The 20336-nt window shown below is 39.3% G+C and carries 21 protein-coding genes and 1 pseudogene; 17 read left to right on the top strand and 5 right to left on the bottom strand.

Annotation, left to right across the window (positions count from 1 at the left end; translation table 11 throughout):
* Positions 1-29 precede the first annotated feature (29 nt).
* The 17 genes and pseudogenes from metA to glgA all read left to right on the top strand — a co-directional run bounded on the left by metA (position 30) and on the right by glgA (position 15542).
* Positions 30-956 (top strand): homoserine O-acetyltransferase MetA, encoded by a 927-nt coding sequence (metA, locus tag BIV20_RS08600; RefSeq protein ID WP_330554274.1) that lies wholly within the window; start codon positions 30-32, stop codon positions 954-956.
* 78 nt (positions 957-1034) lie between these two features.
* On the top strand, positions 1035-1412 hold the full coding sequence (locus BIV20_RS08595) for an Asp23/Gls24 family envelope stress response protein (protein WP_075722043.1): 378 nt from the start codon (positions 1035-1037) through the stop codon (positions 1410-1412).
* A 104-nt stretch (positions 1413-1516) separates the two neighbouring features.
* Positions 1517-1912 (top strand): transcription antitermination factor NusB, encoded by a 396-nt coding sequence (gene nusB / locus BIV20_RS08590; RefSeq protein WP_075722044.1) that lies wholly within the window; start codon positions 1517-1519, stop codon positions 1910-1912.
* Positions 1909-3135, top strand: a complete 1227-nt coding sequence (gene xseA / locus BIV20_RS08585) for an exodeoxyribonuclease VII large subunit (RefSeq protein ID WP_330554273.1) — start codon at positions 1909-1911, stop codon at positions 3133-3135. Before nusB ends, xseA begins: the two co-directional genes overlap by 4 nt.
* Complete coding sequence (xseB, locus tag BIV20_RS08580) at positions 3111-3329, top strand: exodeoxyribonuclease VII small subunit (RefSeq protein WP_075720018.1); 219 nt, start codon at positions 3111-3113, stop codon at positions 3327-3329. Before xseA ends, xseB begins: the two co-directional genes overlap by 25 nt.
* Positions 3330-3339: 10 nt before the next feature.
* Complete coding sequence (locus BIV20_RS08575; RefSeq protein ID WP_075720016.1) at positions 3340-4227, top strand: polyprenyl synthetase family protein; 888 nt, start codon at positions 3340-3342, stop codon at positions 4225-4227.
* A gap of 31 nt (positions 4228-4258) precedes the next feature.
* Positions 4259-6145, top strand: a complete 1887-nt coding sequence (gene dxs / locus BIV20_RS08570; protein WP_075720014.1) for a 1-deoxy-D-xylulose-5-phosphate synthase — start codon at positions 4259-4261, stop codon at positions 6143-6145.
* 1 nt (position 6146) lies between these two features.
* Positions 6147-6944 carry a TlyA family RNA methyltransferase gene (locus BIV20_RS08565; protein ID WP_075720012.1) on the top strand — a complete coding sequence of 266 codons (798 nt, stop codon included), beginning with the start codon at positions 6147-6149 and terminating at the stop codon, positions 6942-6944.
* Between the two features lie 4 nt (positions 6945-6948).
* Positions 6949-7794 (top strand): NAD(+)/NADH kinase, encoded by an 846-nt coding sequence (locus BIV20_RS08560; RefSeq protein ID WP_075720010.1) that lies wholly within the window; start codon positions 6949-6951, stop codon positions 7792-7794.
* Positions 7795-7809: 15 nt separating this feature from the next.
* Positions 7810-8265, top strand: coding sequence for an arginine repressor (argR, locus tag BIV20_RS08555; RefSeq protein ID WP_075720008.1), 456 nt, complete (start codon positions 7810-7812; stop codon positions 8263-8265).
* Between the two features lie 56 nt (positions 8266-8321).
* Entirely contained in the window at positions 8322-10004 is a 1683-nt protein-coding gene (recN, locus tag BIV20_RS08550) for a DNA repair protein RecN (RefSeq protein ID WP_075720006.1), read from the top strand.
* Positions 10005-10099: 95 nt separating this feature from the next.
* A complete protein-coding gene (gene spoIVB, locus BIV20_RS08545) occupies positions 10100-11371 on the top strand; it encodes a SpoIVB peptidase (protein ID WP_075720090.1) in 1272 nt (423 codons plus the stop codon).
* 102 nt (positions 11372-11473) lie between these two features.
* A pseudogene (locus tag BIV20_RS16680) lies at positions 11474-11975 on the top strand (DUF188 domain-containing protein).
* Positions 11976-12026: 51 nt separating this feature from the next.
* On the top strand, positions 12027-12578 hold the full coding sequence (locus BIV20_RS08530; RefSeq protein WP_075720004.1) for an O-acetyl-ADP-ribose deacetylase: 552 nt from the start codon (positions 12027-12029) through the stop codon (positions 12576-12578).
* A 19-nt stretch (positions 12579-12597) separates the two neighbouring features.
* Positions 12598-13041, top strand: coding sequence for a hypothetical protein (locus BIV20_RS08525; RefSeq protein ID WP_075720002.1), 444 nt, complete (start codon positions 12598-12600; stop codon positions 13039-13041).
* Between the two features lie 240 nt (positions 13042-13281).
* Positions 13282-14082: a sporulation transcription factor Spo0A gene (spo0A, locus tag BIV20_RS08520; RefSeq protein WP_075720000.1), complete on the top strand. Its 801-nt coding sequence runs from the start codon at positions 13282-13284 to the stop codon at positions 14080-14082.
* Between the two features lie 20 nt (positions 14083-14102).
* Positions 14103-15542 carry a glycogen synthase GlgA gene (glgA, locus tag BIV20_RS08515; protein ID WP_075719998.1) on the top strand — a complete coding sequence of 480 codons (1440 nt, stop codon included), beginning with the start codon at positions 14103-14105 and terminating at the stop codon, positions 15540-15542.
* Between the two features lie 3 nt (positions 15543-15545).
* Here the strand turns inward: glgA and BIV20_RS08510 are convergent, their stop codons facing one another.
* The 5 genes from BIV20_RS08510 to potA form a co-directional block, all read right to left on the bottom strand.
* A complete protein-coding gene (locus tag BIV20_RS08510) occupies positions 15546-16460 on the bottom strand; it encodes a DUF5688 family protein (protein WP_075719996.1) in 915 nt (304 codons plus the stop codon).
* A 130-nt stretch (positions 16461-16590) separates the two neighbouring features.
* Entirely contained in the window at positions 16591-17649 is a 1059-nt protein-coding gene (locus BIV20_RS08505; protein ID WP_075719994.1) for an ABC transporter substrate-binding protein, read from the bottom strand.
* 22 nt (positions 17650-17671) lie between these two features.
* Positions 17672-18454 (bottom strand): ABC transporter permease, encoded by a 783-nt coding sequence (locus BIV20_RS08500; protein ID WP_075719990.1) that lies wholly within the window; start codon positions 18452-18454, stop codon positions 17672-17674.
* Positions 18448-19269 carry an ABC transporter permease gene (locus BIV20_RS08495; RefSeq protein WP_075719988.1) on the bottom strand — a complete coding sequence of 274 codons (822 nt, stop codon included), beginning with the start codon at positions 19267-19269 and terminating at the stop codon, positions 18448-18450. Before BIV20_RS08495 ends, BIV20_RS08500 begins: the two co-directional genes overlap by 7 nt.
* Positions 19262-20335 carry a spermidine/putrescine ABC transporter ATP-binding protein gene (potA, locus tag BIV20_RS08490; RefSeq protein ID WP_075719986.1) on the bottom strand — a complete coding sequence of 358 codons (1074 nt, stop codon included), beginning with the start codon at positions 20333-20335 and terminating at the stop codon, positions 19262-19264. The genes BIV20_RS08495 and potA overlap by 8 nt, the downstream gene beginning before the upstream one ends.
* Between the last annotated feature and the right edge of the window lies 1 nt (position 20336).

Raw genomic sequence — 20336 nt, 5'->3', positions numbered from 1 at the left:
TAAGTATAAGACAGAAAGCAGGAGAGAATATGCCAATTAAGGTTCAAAGCGGATTACCCGCAAGAGAAAAACTAGAATGGGAAAATGTATTTACAATGGATGAGAATCGGGCGATGCATCAGGATATTCGTCCGATAGAAGTAGGAATATTGAATTTGATGCCGTTAAAGGAAGATACGGAATTGCAGATATTACGGGCCCTTTCCAATACTCCGTTGCAGGTGGATGTTACTTTTGTAACGGTATCTAGTCATGAGTCCAAGAATACATCTGTGAGCCATTTGAATAAGTTTTACAATACTTTTGCAGAAATAAAGGATAGAAAGTTTGATGGTTTCATTATTACCGGAGCACCGGTAGAACAGATGGAATATGAAGAGGTAGATTATTGGAAAGAGTTTGAAGAAATCTGTGAGTGGACGAAAACAAATGTAACATCTACCATGCATCTGTGCTGGGGTGCGCAGGCAGGCCTTTATTATCATTATGGAATACCGAAGCATATGCTGGAGCATAAGATGTTTGGATTATTCGAACATAGAGTAAGTAACCGTAAGGTTCCGCTGGTGCGTGGATTCGACGATTGTTTCTTGGCACCACACTCCAGACATACCGAAGTGCGGAAAGAAGATATTGAGAAAGTACCGGAGCTGACCATTCTGGCTGAATCAGAAAAAGCAGGTGTATTTCTGGTAATGGATGAAACCGGAAAGAAAATATTCGTTATGGGACATCCGGAATATGACCGTATGACGTTGCATACAGAATATATGCGTGACAAGGAAAAGGGATTGGACATTCAGGTGCCGGAAAATTACTACGAAAACGATGATTGCACCGTAAAACCTAATCTGGTATGGCGTTCCCATGCCAATGCGCTTTACACCAACTGGCTGAATTATTATGTTTACCAGACTACTCCATATGAGTATATTACAGTTCCGCAGAAGAAATAGAAGAAGTGTAGTTTAATCTTTGCAAACGGTCAATATTCTGTTATAATATAACAATGAATAACTTTAGGAGGCGTGAAAATGGCTGAAGATAGAAAAGCATATATGATAAAAGATGGTAATTTAGGAGAGGTACGCATTGCAGACGAAGTAGTTGCAATTATTGCAGGACTTGCAGCAACAGAAGTGGAAGGCGTAAGTTCCATGGCAGGAAACATTACCAATGAATTGGTAAGCAAGCTGGGAATGAAGAATCTTTCTAAGGGAATCAAAGTAGAAGTAATGGACAATGTGGTAAGTGTTGATGTTTCCCTTCATATTAAGTTCGGTTTTGTGATTCCGGAAGTATCTGCAAAGGTACAGGAACGTGTAAAAACTGCCATTGAAAATATGACCGGATTGGAAGTTTGCGGAGTTAATGTGAGAATTGCCGGTGTAGAGATGGAAAAGAGCAAGTAAAAGAACTTTGAAAAATAAACAGAACGTGATTATTTGTATGGCAAGTATTTAAAACAATAGCATAAAGGTGTCTTTTTAAGACACCTTTTTTGAAAGGAAAAAGGATGAGTCGAAGAGAGATTAGAGAACAGATATTCAAATTATTGTTTCGTGCAGAATTTTATGAAAAAAATGATATGTCGGAACAGCTGGCATTATTTTTTGAAGAATTAGATCAGCGTGAAGAAAAGGATACAGACTATATTCAGAAAAAATATAACGATATTATGGAGCGTTTGACAGAAATTGATGCTATGATAAACGAAGTGGCAGAGGGCTGGAAAACAAGTCGTATGGGGAAAGTAGATTTGACCTTGATTCGCCTTGCAACCTATGAATTAAAATTTGAAGAAGATATTCCTACAGGAGTGGCAATCAATGAAGCGGTAGAACTTGCAAAGGCGTATGGGACAGATGATTCCGCTTCCTTTGTGAATGGAATTCTTGCAAAATTGGCATGACGAAGAATGTATATACGGTAGGTCAGGTAAATGCCTACATTAAAAACATGTTTGCTCAGGACTTCATGATGAACCGTATCTATGTGAAGGGAGAAGTGTCTAACTGTAAATATCATACCTCAGGGCATATTTATTTTACACTGAAGGATGAAACAGGAGCATTGACTGCGGTTATGTTTGCCGGAAGTCGCAAGGGGCTTACCTTCCCAATGAAGAACGGAGATAATGTTATTGTATTAGGTTCTATTTCCGTATATGAACGAGATGGAAAATATCAGCTTTATGCCAAAGAGATTATTTTGGATGGAGCGGGATTATTATATCAGAAGTTCGAAGAATTAAAAAAAGAATTAGAAGAAATGGGAATGTTTTCAAAGGAATACAAGCGTCCCATTCCGAAGTATATAAAAACCCTTGGGATTGTGACAGCATCTACCGGAGCAGCTATAAGAGATATTCAAAATATCAGTAAAAGACGGAATCCTTATGTGCAGACGATTCTATATCCGGCTCTGGTTCAAGGAGAAGGCGCTGCTGCAAGTATTGTAAATGGGATTCATGCTTTGGAAGAACTTAAGGTAGATGTGATTATCGTAGGAAGAGGTGGAGGTTCCATTGAGGACCTTTGGGCATTTAATGAAGAAATTGTGGCAAGAGCCATTTTTGAATGCAGTATTCCTATTATTTCTGCGGTGGGGCATGAAACAGATACGACTATTGCAGATTATGTAGCAGATTTGCGGGCACCTACACCGTCAGCAGCGGCAGAATTGGCAGTTTATGATTGGTGGGAACTGGAACAGCAGATATTAGCAATTAAGATGGAATTGAACCGCAGTATCAGTGATAAGTTGGAGCAAACGGAAGAACGCATCAGACAGTATGAAAGACAGTTGAAGCTTTTGACACCACAGCATCGTTTAAATGAAAAACGTCAGTTTATAGTAGACTTAGAGGAAAAACTGCAGATGTATATGCAACAGAAAATTCAGCAAAAAAAACATCAGATGGAGTTGTATGCAGGGCAGTTAGAAGGAATGTCTCCGGTGAAAAAATTAAGCCAAGGATATTCTTATGTATCAGATGATGCCGGGAAAGCAGTCAATGATGTAAACAAGGTAAAAAAAGGCGATAATATTATTGTTCATATGCTAAATGGTAAGGTGACGGCAGAAGTAACAGAAACGGAGGTTTTCTCATGGGAGAACAGGAACAGACATTAGAAGAAATCTTTCAGGAGTTGGAAGGTATTATTGAAAAGATGCAGCAAAGAGAAGTATCCCTTGAGGATTCTTTTTGCCTATATGAGCAAGGGATACAGAAATTGAAACAGTGTAATGATAAAATAGATTATGTAGAAAAACAGATGCTTCTGTTAAATGGTCAGGGAGAATTGGAACCATTGGATGCGGAATAGGAGAAAGCGTATGGATATGAAGAAAGAAATTGCAGCCCGTACCGAGCAGGCAGAACAGATTATAAGACAATATCTTCCGACGGAAGAGGGATTTCAGAAAACGGTAATAGAAGCTATGAATTACAGTGTATTAGCAGGAGGAAAGAGACTTCGTCCTGTGCTTATGATGGAAACCTATCGAATGTTTGGAGGACGTTCTAAGGTGATTGAACCTTTTATGGCAGCAATGGAAATGATTCATACATATTCTTTGGTGCATGATGACCTTCCGGCAATGGATAATGATGAATTTCGAAGAGGAAAAAAGACCACCCATGCCCAATATGGAGAAGCAATGGGAATTCTTGCAGGGGATGGACTTTTGAATTATGCTTTTGAAACAGCAACGAAAGCATTTGAGATTGAGCCGGGAAATGGAAATATCGGACGAGCATTTCAGATACTGTCACAGAAGGCAGGAATTCATGGTATGCTGGGTGGACAGTGTGTAGATATAGAGTCTGAGGGAAAAGAAGTAACAGAAGAGCTGTTACAGTATATTTATAAATTGAAGACAGCGGCATTATTGGAAAGTTCCATGATGATTGGAGCGATTTTGGCAGGAGCAACCAAAAGTGAACAGAGAATTGTGGAGCAGGCAGCAGGAGAACTGGGGCTGGCATTTCAGATTCAGGATGATATTCTGGATGTTACCAGTAGCACTGAGGTGTTGGGAAAACCAGTGGGAAGTGACGAGAAGAATCACAAGACCACCTATGTAACTCTGAAAGGAATTGAGGAAGCATACAAAGAGGTGGAAGAACGTTCCAGACATAGCGTAGAATTGCTGAATACCTTAGTTGTAAAAAATGAATTCTTAACAAACTTGATGATGGAATTGGTGAATAGAAAGAAATAATGGAATTCGCAAAGAAAGAAGGGAATTCTTCATGGTATTAGAAAAAATAAATAAGCCTAATGATATAAAAAAGCTGACAAATGCAGAATTACCTGTTCTTGCAGATGAAATACGTGATTTCCTCATTCATAAAATTGCAGAGAATGGTGGGCATCTGGCATCAAACCTTGGCGTAGTGGAACTTACTATGGCATTGCATCTGGCGTTTGAACTGCCGGAAGACAAGATTATCTGGGATGTGGGACATCAGTCTTATACTCATAAATTGTTGACAGGGCGAAAGGCAGGATTCGATGAACTGCGAAAATATGGTGGCATGAGTGGCTTCCCTAAGCGTCAGGAAAGTGAGTGTGACAGCTTTGATACCGGGCATAGTTCCACTTCCATTTCAGCAGGACTTGGCTATGCAGAGGCAAGAGAATTGACTGGAGAGGACTATCATGTAATATCTGTAATCGGAGATGGAGCACTGACAGGAGGAATGGCATATGAAGCGTTGAATAATGCTTCCCGTATGAAAAGTAATTTTATTATCGTATTGAATGATAACAATATGTCTATTTCAGAAAATGTGGGTGGACTTTCCAGGCATCTTGGAAATTTACGTACTACAGATGCATATAAGGATTTGAAAACAGGAGTAACCAATTCTCTTAGTAAGATTCCTGTATATGGGGAGCGCATGGTTTCTCAGATACGTCGAACAAAGAGTGGTATAAAACAATTGTTTATTCCGGGCATGATATTTGAAGATATGGGAATTACCTATTTGGGGCCTGTGGATGGTCATGATATTCCTGCAATGCTTCGGATTTTTAAAGAAGCGGTCAAGGTAGATGGTGCCGTTGTAGTGCATGTTATGACGCGCAAGGGCAAGGGATACCTTCCGGCGGAACGCCATCCGGCAAGATTCCATGGAGCACAACCATTTGAAATTGAAACGGGTCTTCCGGCAAATCCAAGGACAGTAGCAAATTATACAGATATATTTTCTACTGTTATGCGAAAACTCGGTGACAGGGATGAAAAGGTAGTTGCGATAACAGCAGCTATGGGGGATGGAACTGGATTAAAACGGTTTCACAATATGTTCCCGGAGCGTTTCTTTGATGTGGGAATTGCAGAAGAACATGCAGTAACATTCGCTGCCGGCCTTGCAGCCGCAGGGTTAAAGCCGATTGTAGCCATTTATTCCTCTTTTTTGCAAAGAGCGTATGACCAGATTCTACATGATGTCTGTATTCAGGATTTGCCCGTAGTGTTTGCCATAGACCGGGCAGGATTGGTAGGAAGTGATGGTGAAACACATCAAGGAATTTTTGATTTATCCTACCTGTCAACGATTCCCAATATGACAATTATGGCACCTAAGAATAAATGGGAACTTTCGGATATGGTGAAATTTGCAGTGAAATATCAGCATCCTATTTCCATACGTTATCCGAGAGGAGAAGCCTATGACGGTTTAAAGGAATTTCGTGCTCCTATTACGTTTGGGAAAAGTGAAGTGATTAGGCAGGAAAGTCAGATTGCACTTCTGGCAGTTGGTAGTATGGTGAAAACAGCTGTTGAAGTAAGAGAGATTTTAAAAAGTATGGGTTATCAATGTTCGCTCATTAATGCAAGGTTTGTAAAGCCATTAGATACAAAAGTGTTAGAAGAATTAACACATGAACATGAACTGTTGGTTACGATGGAAGAAAATGTAATAAGTGGCGGATTTGGTGAACATGTGGTACGATATATGAATGAAAGAGATTCAAAAGAGTCTCAAATGAAAGTCATTAACATTGCTATTCCGGATGAATATGTAGAACATGGTAATGTGGAGATTTTAAGAAAAGAAGTCGGTATTGATAAAGAATCCATAGTGAAAAAAATTGTAGCGGAATATGCTAAAATACGGGAAAGGTTATAGCATGAAAGAAAGATTGGATGTATTGCTGGTACAGCGTGGACTGGCACCTTCGCGAGAGAAAGCAAAGGTCATGATTATGGAAGGAAATGTGTTCGTAGCAGGACAGCGGGAAGACAAGGCAGGAACTTCCTTTGATGATAAAGTAGAAATAGAAGTAAGAGGAAATACACTTAAGTATGTAAGCCGTGGTGGACTTAAGTTAGAAAAAGCAATGGCGAACTTTGGTATTTCCCTTGAAGACAAGATTTGCATGGATATTGGCGCCTCTACAGGAGGTTTTACAGATTGTATGCTTCAAAATGGAGCAAAAAAAGTATATGCAGTCGATGTGGGATATGGACAGTTTGCCTGGAAATTAAGACAGGATGAACGTGTGGTATGTATGGAAAAAACAAATATCCGCTATGTAACACCGGAGGATATTGATGATATTTTAGATTTTGCATCGGTAGATGTATCTTTTATTTCTCTTACCAAAGTGCTTCCGGCAGCAAAGGAATTGTTAACGGAGCAAGGTGAGATGGTATGCTTGATTAAACCGCAGTTTGAAGCGGGGAAGGAAAAGGTTGGAAAAAAAGGAGTAGTAAGAGATTCAAAGGTGCATGAAGAAGTAATTGAAAAGGTGATTTCCTTTGCACAAGAAATTGGTTTTGGAATAAAGAATCTGGAGTTTTCCCCGATTAAGGGACCGGAAGGTAACATAGAGTATCTTGTATACATTCAAAAGGGCATGGAGAGTCAGGAGGGGCCGGTAGACATAAAGGCTGTAGTAGCACAGGCGCACAGCACACTGGCATAAGAGAATGAAGCATTTTTACATTATTGTAAATCCACAAAAAGATAAGGAATTGGTACTAACAAAGCAGATGCAAAAGTATATTGCGGAGCATGGTGGAAACTGTGGTTATCAGATAAATCAAGAGTATGATGCAGTAGAAATACCAAAGGAAACAGAATGTATTCTGGTAGTTGGTGGAGATGGAACCCTACTTCGGGTTGCTCGGGATATGGCAGAACGGAATATTCCTCTGATTGGAGTAAACACCGGGCATGTAGGCTATCTGTGCGAACTGGATGGAAAAAATGTTATGAATGGGCTGGAAATTCTCATGGAGGGCAAAGGCTATTCGGTAGAAGAACGTATGCTTTTGACTGGGTATCTGGTGAATAAAACAGGGCAGTCAGGACAGCAGGTTGCATTAAATGATATTGTAATTCATCGTTCGGGAGTTCTTCAAGTGGCGGATTTTATTATTTCTGTCAATGGAGAATATCTCAATACATACAGTGCAGATGGTATTATTATAGCAACACCTACCGGCTCTACTGCTTATAATATGTCGGCAGGAGGACCGATTGTGGATCCGAGAGCGGAATTAATATTGATAACACCAATTAGTCCTCATACGTTGAATGCCAAAAGTATTGTACTTGGAGCAGATGCTGAGATTACTGTAGAGGTGGCTCCAAGAAGAATAGAAAATGATGAAAAGGCAGAGGTCAGCTTTGACGGGGAGCATGTAGGAATTCTTACTGTTGGAGAGAAAATTGTAGTGAAAAAGGCAGGAACTCGAACAGGGATTTTGAAACTAAGCAAGTTAAGTTTTCTAGAACGTCTGGGAAAGAAATTGCAAGGATATACCGGATAGTGAGAAGGAGGATATATGAAATCAAAACGTCAGGCAAAGATTTTGGAACTTATAAGGAAGTATAATATTGAAACCCAGGAGGAATTATCGGACCGCTTGGAGAAGGAAGGATTTGCGGTAACACAAGCAACTATATCAAGAGATATACGGGAACTTAAGCTTACTAAGGTAGCAAGTGGAACCGGAGGAAGACAGAAGTATGTAGCACTTAGCGAAAATCATGTGGATATGAGTGAGAAGTACATTCGAGTATTTAAGGATGGCTTTTCTTCTATGGATATGGCGCAAAATATTTTAGTGATAAAGACGGTATCAGGTATGGCTATGGCGGTTGCAGCGGCTCTGGATGCTATGGATTGTCATGAAATTGTGGGAAGTATTGCAGGTGATGATACTATTATGTGTGCAGTACGAACAGTAGAAGATACAGAAAATTTGATGAAAAGATTAAGAAAAATCATAGATAATTAAATGTAAGATACTGATTTTTAAGCCGTTGTAAATGAGAGAGCAGAAGGAGAACGGATATGTTAGTAAGTCTGCATGTAAAAAACCTCGCATTAATTGAAGAAGCAGAGGTAGAATTTGGACCGGGATTAAATATTCTTTCCGGTGAAACAGGAGCTGGAAAATCTATTATCATAGGCTCCATTAATCTTGCTTTGGGAGAAAAGGTTCCCAAAGAAATGCTGCGGGAAAACGCAGAATATGCGTTGGTAGAGTTGATTTTCAGAGTAGAAAATCAAGAACAATTAAACGTATTAAAAGAGATGGATATTTTTCCGGAAAATGGAGAAATTATCATGTCAAGAAAGATTACTGCTTCAAGGAGTGTTGGAAAGATTAACTCTGAGACAGTATCGGCTTCCTGCATGAAGGCAGTGGCTGCGTTGTTGATTGATATTCATGGACAGCATGAGCATCAGTCATTACTTCAAAAGAAGAAGCATTTGGAGATTCTGGATGAATACGCTAAGGATGAGTTAAAAGAGAAAAAGGAAGAATTAAAACTTCGCTATCAGGAATATCAGAAGATATTAGAAGAAAAGAAGGAAGCGGTGACGGATGATGCCCAGAGAGAAAGGGAATTGTCCTTTTTGGAATATGAGATTAATGAAGTAGAAGAGGCGCAGCTGATTCCGGGAGAAGATGAGACATTAGAAAGTGCTTATAGAAAGATGGCAAATAGTCGTAAGATTATGGAAGCAGCGAATGCGGCCCACAATATGACTAGTGGCGATGGAAATGCTACAGATCAGATTGGACGGGCATTGCGGGAACTTACATCTGTAGTGGAATATGACAGTGACTTGGAACAGCTTGCAGAACAGATTGGAGAAATAGACAGCCTGTTGAATGATTTTAACCGGGAGCTGGCAGCGTATATTTCAGACGGAGAGTTTGATGAAGAAACCTTCTATGAGACGGAGAAACGTTTGGATGAGGTTAATCATTTAAAGGACAAATTTGGTGGAACCATTGAGGCAGTGTTAGCGGCAAAAGAGGAAAAAGAACAGCGCTATCAGCAACTGAAGGATTATGAGCATTATCTGGAGGAACTGGCACAGCGGGAAAAGAAGGCAGAAAAGGTACTACAGGAAATTTGTCAGGAGGTATCAGCAATCCGAAAGCGTTATGCGAAAGAATTAACAAAGCAGGTAAAAGAAGCATTGATTGATTTGAATTTCCTGGATGTGGAATTTACCATGGCATTTCAGGACACATCTTCTTATACTGCGAACGGGACAGACGATGCAGAGTTTTTGATTTCCACTAATCCGGGAGAACCGGTAAAACCTTTAGGAAAGGTAGCATCCGGCGGTGAATTAAGCCGTATCATGTTGGCAATAAAAACTGTTTTAGCGGAGAGCGATCAGATTGAAACATTGATTTTTGATGAGATTGATTCCGGTATCAGTGGACGTACTGCTCAGATGGTAGCAGAGAAAATGAATGTGATTGGAAAGAATCATCAGGTTATTTGTATTACTCATCTGCCTCAGATTGCAGCTATGGCAGATCAGCATTTTTTAATTAGTAAAAATGTGGTAAATCAGTCAACAGTTTCCAATATTGTTTGCTTAGAGGAAAAAGAGACAATAGAAGAACTGGCAAGAATGCTTGGTGGTGTAAAAGTAACAGATACTGTTTTAGAAAGTGCAAGAGAGATGAAAGAACTGGCGAAATCAGTTAAAAAATCCCAGAGTTAAAAATGAAAGAACTTCATATACTAGAAAAAGGATTTCAGTTAAGTACTGAAATCCTTTTTCTATATAATTGGAATAACAAGAAGGGATGTGGAAACATGAAAATACAAAAGTGGATTGCAAGAACAAGCATACTAGGAGGCTTTGGACTTTTGCTGGTGTTTTCTTTTTTTATTATGAAGGAGTCTGTCCCGGATAAAATATGGATGGTACAGGGAGAAGAGGAAAACTTCAATTTTCATGTTCCAATGACTGGAGTAGTGGAAGCGGAAGGATTAGAGGTATTTGGAAACCAGTCACCTGCAATAGAACGAAAAGAAATCCATGTAGACTTGAATAAGGATTTTTCTATGAAATCTGATAACCGTGGTAGTTATTCTATCGTGTGTCGACTTTTTGGAATATTTGAGGTAAAGGAAGTTGCGGTAGAGGTTATTGAAGAGGAAAGTGTAGTTCCATGCGGAATACCCGTAGGAATTTATGTAAAAACAGAAGGAGTGCTGATTATCGGAACAGGGGCAGTAACAGGAACGGATGGAATGAATTACGAACCGGCAGCCAATATTGTGAAAAGTGGAGATTATATTAAAACCATAAATGAACAGGTAGTAAAGACAAAGGAAAATGTAATTGAGGCTATTAATGGGTGTGAAGGAAAGTCAGTGGTGCTTGGAATATTGAGGGATGGAGAGTACATTGAATTAAAAGTAGAGCCGGTAAAAACAGGGGGAAATGAATATAAGTTGGGTATCTGGATTAGAGATGATCTGGCAGGTGTAGGAACGCTCACTTTTTGTGACAGTGCCGGAAATTATGGAGCATTAGGTCATCAGGTAAGCGATATGGATACAGGAACTAAAGTTCTTATGTCAGAAGGAACTTTATATGAAGCAAAAATAGCAGGAATTACTAAGGGAGAAAAGGGAAAGCCGGGGGAAGTATCAGGGATTATTACTTATTTGGATCAGTTTAAGCTTGGAACGGTAGAGGAAAATACGGAGGTTGGAATTTACGGAAAACTGGAGCGAATGCCGGAACAGTTACAGGGAGTAGAATATTGCGCCATTGGTATGAAGCAGGAAGTACAGGAGGGACCGGCCAAAATTGTTTCTTATTTATCCGGAGAAAGGAAAGAGTATGACATTGAGATTATAGGGATGGATTATAGTGGCAGTAACCTGAATAAAGGAATTCTTTTTGAGGTGACAGACCCGGAACTGTTGGAGTTGACGGGAGGGATTGTGCAGGGAATGAGTGGCAGTCCAATTATTCAGAATGGGAAGATGATAGGTGCTGTGACACATGTATTTGTTCAAGATGCAGCTAGGGGATATGGGGTATTTGCGGAACAGATGATAATTTATAGATAATAGAATATTAGTTGATTAAAAAAACGGATTAAAAAAATATTATATGTCACGATAATGTGACATGTGATATTATATAATGGAATAATAAAAAGGAATGGTTATATGCAGATTTTTGTAGATGCAGACGCATGTCCTGTGGTTCGTATTGTTGAAGAAGTGGCAGAAAAATATGGAATTGCCGTAACATTACTCTGCGATACGAATCACATTTTGAGTTCCGATTACAGTGAAGTCATTGTGGTTGGTGCAGGAGCAGACGCAGTTGATTATAAATTAATCAGTATTTGTCATAAAGGAGACATCGTTGTTACTCAGGATTATGGAGTAGCAGCAATGGCACTTGGGAAAGGGCTCACAAGGTCCAGTGGACCTTGGCTTTGAGCCGACCGAAGCGGAGCGTAGACAGTATGCAATTCATCAATCGGGCAAGTGGTACACGAATGACAATATAGACCAGATGTTAATGGAAAGACATTTGAATAAGAAGGCAAGAAGGGGCTCTCAAAAGAACCATATAAAAGGACCTAGAAAAAGAACAGATGAGGATGATGAAAAATTTACACAGTCTTTTGAAAAATTGGTTTCGAAGGTTTTAGCAAGATAAGGAGAATCTTATGAGACTATTTAAAAAGAATAAGGGCAGGTAGATGATAAGATGTATTTAATAAAGACAGTAAAAGGTGATATTACAAAAATTACAGGTGTCCAGGCAATTGTAAATGCTGCTAATAATTCTCTTTTAGGTGGCGGTGGAGTTGATGGTGCTATTCACAGGGAAGCGGGACCGGAACTTTTAGCAGAGTGTCGAACTCTTCATGGTTGTGAAACAGGACAGGCAAAGATTACAAAAGCATACCACTTACCATGTGATTATGTGATACATACGGTAGGGCCAATTTGGAATGGTGGAAGGAGTAAGGAAGAAGAGCTTCTTGCAAGTTGTTATCTCCAATCTATGCAGTTGGCACTTGAACATGGGATAAGAACAATTGCATTTCCGTCTATATCCACCGGAGTGTATAGTTTTCCGGTAGAGCTGGCAGCAAAGATTGCAGTAAAAACAGTAAGCAGATTTTTAGAGGATAACGAGAATAGTTTTGATCTCGTTGAATGGGTGTTATTTGACTCTAAGACAGAGAGTGTCTATAAAGCGGAAGTAGAAAAAATATATCAGAAAATAAAGAATTTGGCAAATCAGAATTTTTAGAGAAAAGAGGAGACAACACATGAATACATATGAAGTCTTTTTACAGGAACGAATAGAAATTGGTGCAGGAATGGTGGCAAAAGTTTTTTCGTATAATGGATATGCTTACAAATGTTTTAATGAGGGATATCCCAAAGAATGGATTGATTATGAATTTGAGCTTCAACAAGAGGTTGTAAAAAGCGGTCTTCCTATTCCACATTATTATAAATCGGAATTTCCCAATAGCATCAAAATGGATTTGATAAATGGAGAATCCATGTATGACAGACTTACAACTTATGGAAAAGATGTTACTATGATGGAAATGATGGCATGGTTTAGAAAAATACATGAAGTGAAAGGTTTAAAGCTTCACAGCTTTTCAAAATATATTTTGAATAAAATTAATGAAGCCCCTATTTCCAAGGAGGAAAAGGCTAGTGCAACCCAATGCTATTTCGAGGTAGATGATGAAACATGAAAGATAAAAAACTTGCCGACACTTTTCGACAAAATCCAACTAGATGAAACAGATATTATCAATAAGAAAAGCAGGTTAATTCTTTTTAAATGACATGGTTCGTGCTAAAATGAAGAAATAAGAGAGGAGCTGTCGAAATTGTGAGAAATCTTTTCGTTGAAGTAAAATCTTAAGACGGCTATAATACAAATAGTCTCGTTTTGCGAGGTTTTATAATGAAAAGCAACAGGAGGATATGACGTGGAAAAATTAAATGTAGCAATTGCAGATGATAATGAAAGAATGCTGCAAGTATTAGGGGATATTGTAAGAAGTGATGAAGAATTTCATGTGGTGGGAACCGCGAAAGACGGAGAAGAAGCATATGAAATGATAAAAAAGAAGGAACCGGATGTAGTTCTGTTGGATATTGTTATGCCTAAGCTAGATGGTTTAGCAGTAATGGATAAGATAAAAAATGACAGAAATATAAAAAAGCATCCGGCATTCATCATGATAAGTGCCATTGGGCAGGAAAAAATTACAGAAGATGCCTTTGATTTGGGTGCAGATTACTATATTATGAAGCCTTTTGACAGCGATGTGGTGATTAATCGCATCAAGCATGTGCGAGACAGCGAAAAACGTAAAAATGCAGAGATTAGAAAAGTAAATCCTTATGAGAAAAAGGAAAAACTGGAAGAACGGAATTTGGAGAATGATGTAACTAATATTATTCATGAAATCGGAGTACCGGCACATATTAAAGGTTATCAGTATCTTCGGGAGGCAATAATGATGTCTGTGACCGATATGGAAATGCTTAACTCCATCACCAAAATTTTGTATCCAAGTATTGCAAAGAAGTTTCAAACAACTCCAAGCCGCGTGGAACGTGCGATTCGGCATGCAATTGAAGTGGCATGGAGTAGGGGAAAGATGGATACTATAGATGAATTGTTTGGGTATACCATACATAATGGAAAAGGAAAACCAACAAATTCAGAATTTATAGCTTTAATTGCAGACAAAATTCGGTTAGAATATAAGATAGGAAAATAATTACTAACCGGAGGGTTCAAATGAAGAAGATACTTTTTGCAGCATCAGAAGGAAATCCATTTATAAAGACAGGTGGATTGGCAGATGTGGTGGGAGCATTGCCAAAGTATATAGATAAGTCATTGTATGAGGTGAGTATCATGATGCCTCTTTATCAGTGTATACCGGAGCGGTATCGCAAGAAAATGAAGAAAGTGACACATTTCTATGAAGATATGCCAAGGGAGCAAGAATATATCGGAATCTATAAGATGAAAGAATCTGGTATTACGTATTACTTTATTGACAATGAGTATTATTTTGCAGGAAATGCACCTTACAATCAGATTTACGAAGATGTGAACAAATTTGCATTTTTTTCCAGAGCAGTATTGGCAGCATTACCACAAATGGATTACTGTCCGGATGTGATTCATTGCCATGACTGGCAGACTGGGTTACTTCCGTTGTTTCTAAAGGTATTTTACAATGAAAACGCTTTTTACAGTAATATAAAGACAATTCTTACCATACATAACCAGAAGTTTCAGGGAAGATGGCGAATTGACGATATTGAAAATTGCAGAGATATTCCGGAAAAATATCGCTATGGAGCTATGGAAGCTTATGGAGAAAGTAATTTTTTAAAGGCCGGAATTCTCTATGCGGATCAGGTCACTACAGTGAGTGAAACCTATGCAAGAGAGATACAAACACCGGAAGGCGGTGAGGGACTGGAGGGTGTGATGCGTGAGGTTTCCGAAAAGCTTTTGGGAATTACCAATGGAATTGATGAAGAGGAGTATAATCCAAAGATAGATAAGAATATACCATATCCGTTTGGAGTAGGGAATATAGCAGAGAAAAAGAAGGACAAAAAGGCTTTGCAGAAGGAGATGGGATTGAAGCAGGATAGTAAGGCTTGTCTTATCGCCATCGTATCCAGACTGACGCAGCAGAAAGGATTTGAACTGGTGGTGTCGGTGATGGAAGAACTACTTCAAACAGAACATGTACAGGTGGTAGTACTTGGAACCGGAGAAGAGCGGTTTCAGCATGACTTTTCCTGGTTTGCACAGAAATACCCAGACCGGGTATCTGCAAATATTGGATATAGTGAAGATAAGGCTCATCGAATTTATGCAGGTGCAGATATGTTCTTGATGCCATCCCAGTTTGAACCATGTGGATTAAGTCAGTTAATCAGTATGCGTTATGGAACGGTGCCTATTGTAAGGGAAACCGGGGGACTTAAGGATACGGTTGAGCCTTACAATGAAATCTGGCAAACGGGAAACGGTTTTGGATTTCGCAATTACAATGCGGGCGAAATGTTGTATATTATTCGATATGCCCTTAAAATCTACCAGGAACAGCCCAAAGCATGGCGTGCTATGATGAAACGCTGCATGAAGCGGGACAGTTCCTGGCAGAGTGTAACGAAAAAGTATGAAAATCTCTATGCAAAGCTTACTGATTAAAAATTATTGCATGGTAATGCTATCTGTGTTGCGATGGTAATAGTAGATATGGTCCGATAAAACCTCTTCTATGGCAACTTCGGATTGATTGATGTCACATACCATTTGGGATAATGCCAATGCAGATTCTGTTACTGTAGTTGGCATTAAAATTACTTCATGGATGCTACTTGGAAGAATATATAAGTCGCAGTCCAAGCGGTCTGCAATTTCCTTTAGGACATTATCGTAAAGGATGCAGCAAGCCCCCAGAAAGCGTTGCTGGTTGGTGAGTACATACATGGGAACTGCAGAAGTAGAAGAAAAGGCATGTTTGGTGTTCTTTTGTTCTTGAAGTGGAAGTTGTTCTAATGCCGGAAGCAGTAATTCTGCAAGGGAGTCACAGCAGGAACTTAAAAGAAATGGTGTATTCTTTTGTGCTAGGGTGAACAGGTCGTGTACGGTGACATTCCAATAAGAAAGATGTTCATTTCGAATCAATACGGAAGCGTTTTCCGTAGGAGATTTGGATAAAAGACAGTAGAATACAATAGCAAGATCCAAATAGGGAATCCAGGGAACTTCTTTTAGGAGTTCCTTATTTTTTTCCTGATGAACTAATTTGTAGACAATACGGGAACGAATATTGTCAAAACAGGTAAAAAAGGACGTATCGATATTATGAGTGACACGATGTTCCTGATAATAACTGTAAATCTCTGAAATGACAGAAGAAATAGGAAATCCTCTTTCTATCTGTTGAAAATAGGACTTTAGATAAATCGTAGGTGAGATATTAAGTTCCGGTTCTAAAATTGTTAGTGCATCTTCTAACTGATTGTTATTATGGGGAATCTGGTGAATCGTAATAGATGTGCCGGAAGGAAATTTTTCCTTTAATTTATCTAATAAATGATGTTTAAATACTTCGTATGTCATAAGACCTCCTGCGCTGTGCTGGCAAAGCAGGAAAAAAGCCCACAAGGACTATGTGGGCTTAATTTACCATGAATATTGAAAGAATACAAGTAAAAAAGGAAAAATATGATATTTGCATACTGAATATGCACTACTCGGAATAGGCTTTTAATTCCAACCAGAGCTCACTGTAAAGGGTAGTGGTATCATCATCTAGTGATTTCAGTACCTCACAGTTGTCAAGGATTTCCTTTGGTGGAAAGATGGTGGTGTTTTCCTGTAATTCGGTATCTAACTGTTCTACTACCTTTGTATTTGGTGTTGCGTAGTAAACGTAGTCAAAATTCATCATAGCAATATCTTCCCGGCATAAGAAGTTTAAGAACTTTTCTGCATTTTCCTGATTCGTGCATGTTTTGGGAATAAACCAGGAGTCAATCCACATATTAGAGCCTTCTTTTGGAACAGAAAAGGCAAGGTTTTCGTTGAACTCCATGGCAAATCCGGCTTCTCCGGAGTAAACTACCGCCATAGCGGCATTTTCTGCAATCATTTCGTCCTGAGCTTCGTCTACCAAATAAGAGTAAATCATGGATTTCTGGTCCAGAAGTAGTTGTTGTGCTTCACGAAGTTCTGTTTCATCAGCCGTGTTGAGGGAATATCCCAAACGTTTTAAGGCTACCATGAAGGCATCACGGACAGAATCCGGCATAATAATTTGTCCATCGTAGTCTTTGTCCCATAGAATATCCCAGGAATCTACCTTAGATTCATCCACCATTTCCTTATTGTAAAGGATTCCTACCGTTCCGAAGAAGTAGGGAAGGGAGTATTTGTTCTCTGGATCAAAGGACTTAGAGAAGTCAAAGTAAGTCTTATCCAGATTTTGTGCAAGAGGAATATTGTCATAGTTCATTTCCAGAACCTGTCCCTCGTTGATTAACTTTTCTACCATATAGTCGGAAGTACAAATTAAATCGTAGTCAATAGCACCTGCTTTGTATTTGGTATACATATTTTCGGGTGTGATGTATTCTTCATAGTCTACTTTAATACCGGTTTCTTCTTCAAACATTTCAATGACTTCCGGTTCAATATATTTTCCATAATTTAATATGGTCAGTGTATTTTCTGATTTCTTCGAACCGCATCCGCTGAAAAGTGCGGCAGCGGTAATGCTACAAAGGATAAATATTAGTTTCTTTTTCATGAGGTCAATGCTCCTTATATTTTTAGTGAGTTGCCTTTTCTTTTCTGGCAGAAGGACCGAAGTTCATCATAAGCAGAAGAATCAATGCAGCCATAAATAAAATCGTAGACAAGGCATACATTTCAGGATTGATGCCTTTTCGCATGTTGGTATAAATCATGGTTGATAAGGTATTGATTCCGGCGCCCTTAGTAAAATAAGTGATGGAGAAGTCATCCAGAGACATGGTCATTGCCATTAAAAATCCAGACAACACTCCCGGGCGGAGCTGAGGCCAGGTAATCTTAAAAAAGGCATATAAAGGTGTAGCACCAAGGTCCAGAGCCGCTTCATATGTGTATTTGCTGGACTGGCGAAGTCTTGGCAGTACATTTAAAATAACATAAGGAATATTAAATGTAATATGTGCAATCAATACGGTGCTCATGCCAAGACGCGTAAATCTTACGAACAGGAGCATCGTGGAAATACCTGTCACAATATCTGCATTTAGCATAGGAATATTGGTAGCTCCAAGCATAATGGTTTGATTTCTCTTTTTCATAGCATCAATACCAAGGGCAGCCAATGTGCCAAGCAAAGTGGCAATCAGGGCAGAAGCAAGCGAAATGATGATAGTAGTCCAGAAAGCTTCCATAATAGAAGGACTGGAAACCATTTTCTTGTACCATTTCAAAGTAAAGCCGCCCCAGTGTACCTTTGACTTAGAGTTATTAAAAGAAAGCACAATTAAAACTAAAATGGGCAGATATAGGAATAAAAAAATTAGTCCAAGATAGATTCGTTCTGCAGATTTTTTTACCATACGTTAGCGCCTCCTTCCGTGTCGCGAGAATTTACAAGAGCCATGCTGACTAGGACAAATATCATAAGTACAAAGGAAAGGCCGGAGCCAAGATTCCAGTTGTAGTCCTGAGTAAATGCCTGTTCAATAATATTTCCGATTAACAATACTTTTCCACCTCCAAGAAGGTCGGAGATGGCAAAAGAGGTCAGTGCAGGGACAAAGACCATAATAATGCCGCTGATGACACCGGACAAACTTAATGGAACAATGATTTTGAAAAAAATCTTAATGCTTCCGGCACCAAGGTCTCTGGCAGCTTCGATAACATCCCGGTTGATGTGTGCCAATGCATTGTAAATAGGCAGCACCATAAAGGGAAGAAAATCGTAGACCATGCAGAGAATTACCGCAGCAGGTGTGTTCATAATATGAAGCTCCGGTAGTCCAAAGAAGTCTAATACAGTATTGATGATACCGTTATTGGATAACAGCATTTTCCATGCAAGGATGCGCAGCATAAAGTTCATCCACATAGGGAGGATAAAGATAAATACGATAAATCCCTGATGTTTGCCTTTCATATTGTTCAGTATCATGGCAAGTGGATATGCCAGAATCAAACAGATTGCGGTACAGATGAGTGCAATCTTTAGAGAGAACAATAATGCTTTAAAAAAGATAGGGTGTGTAATTGTTAGTACATTGGACATGGTAAAGGAACCGCTGGAGGTAGTAAAAGCGTAGTAAAGAATCATAACTACCGGCAACAGAATGAATCCCACAATCCATATCATATAAGGTCCAGCAAGAAGCTGGCGTTTTAAGTTACGCATCTAATTCCACCGCCTTTTCGTCACTGGATTCCGGTTTATTCATAATCTGAATATTAAATGGATCAATTTTAATACCTACCTTAGAACCTACCGGATGCATCTGGGTAGTGTGTACCAGCCATTCATAACCATTGGCAAGTACCTCGATTTCCCAGTGTACGCCCTTGAAAATGAGGGAGGTTACTTCCCCATTCAGACTTCCCTGTTCCGGAGCAACCAGTTCTACATCCTCCGGACGAATCACTACGTCTACCGGGGTGTTGGTGCCGAAACCTTCATCGACACAAGGCAGTTTCGCATCCAGCACTTTTACTAATTTATCCTCCAACATGATACCGTCAATAATATTACTGTCTCCGATAAAGTCTGCTACAAAAGCATTACAAGGCTCGTTGTAAATATCTTCCGGTGTACCAATCTGCTGAATATATCCCTGATTCATAACCACGATAGTGTCAGACATGGTAAGTGCTTCTTCTTGGTCGTGGGTAACATAGACAAAGGTAATGCCCAGTTCGTTTTTCAGACGAATCAGCTCGTACTGCATGTCTTGACGAAGCTTTAAGTCCAAAGCACCAAGCGGTTCATCCAGAAGCAGTACCTTAGGTTCGTTTACGATAGCGCGAGCTATGGCGATACGCTGTTGCTGACCACCGCTTAAGGAGTCAATGCTTCGTTTTTCAAAACCATCCAGGTTCACCAACTTCAGAGCGTATTTGATTTTATCATTGATATAAGCCTTACTCTTTTTCTTAATCTTTAAACCAAAGGCGATATTTTCAGCAATGGTCATATGTGGAAAGAGAGCATAGCGCTGAAATACGGTATTGAGCTGACGTTCATTGGGTGCAAGATTCGTAATATCCTTTCCATCAAAAATAACCTTACCGTTGTCAGGGGACTCAAATCCTCCGATTAAGCGCAAAGTAGTGGTCTTTCCGCAACCAGAGGGACCAAGAAGGGTAAGAAATTCATTTTCGCGAATATATAGATTCAAATCGTCCAAAACCATCTGTCCGTCATAGGATTTTGTAATATGCTGTAAGTCAATTAGTTTTTTACTCATG

The sequence above is a fragment of the Roseburia sp. 499 genome, assembly GCF_001940225.2.
In the GTDB taxonomy this organism is placed as follows: Bacteria; Bacillota; Clostridia; order Lachnospirales; family Lachnospiraceae; genus Petralouisia.
This window is presented reverse-complemented; position numbering and strand designations above follow the sequence as displayed.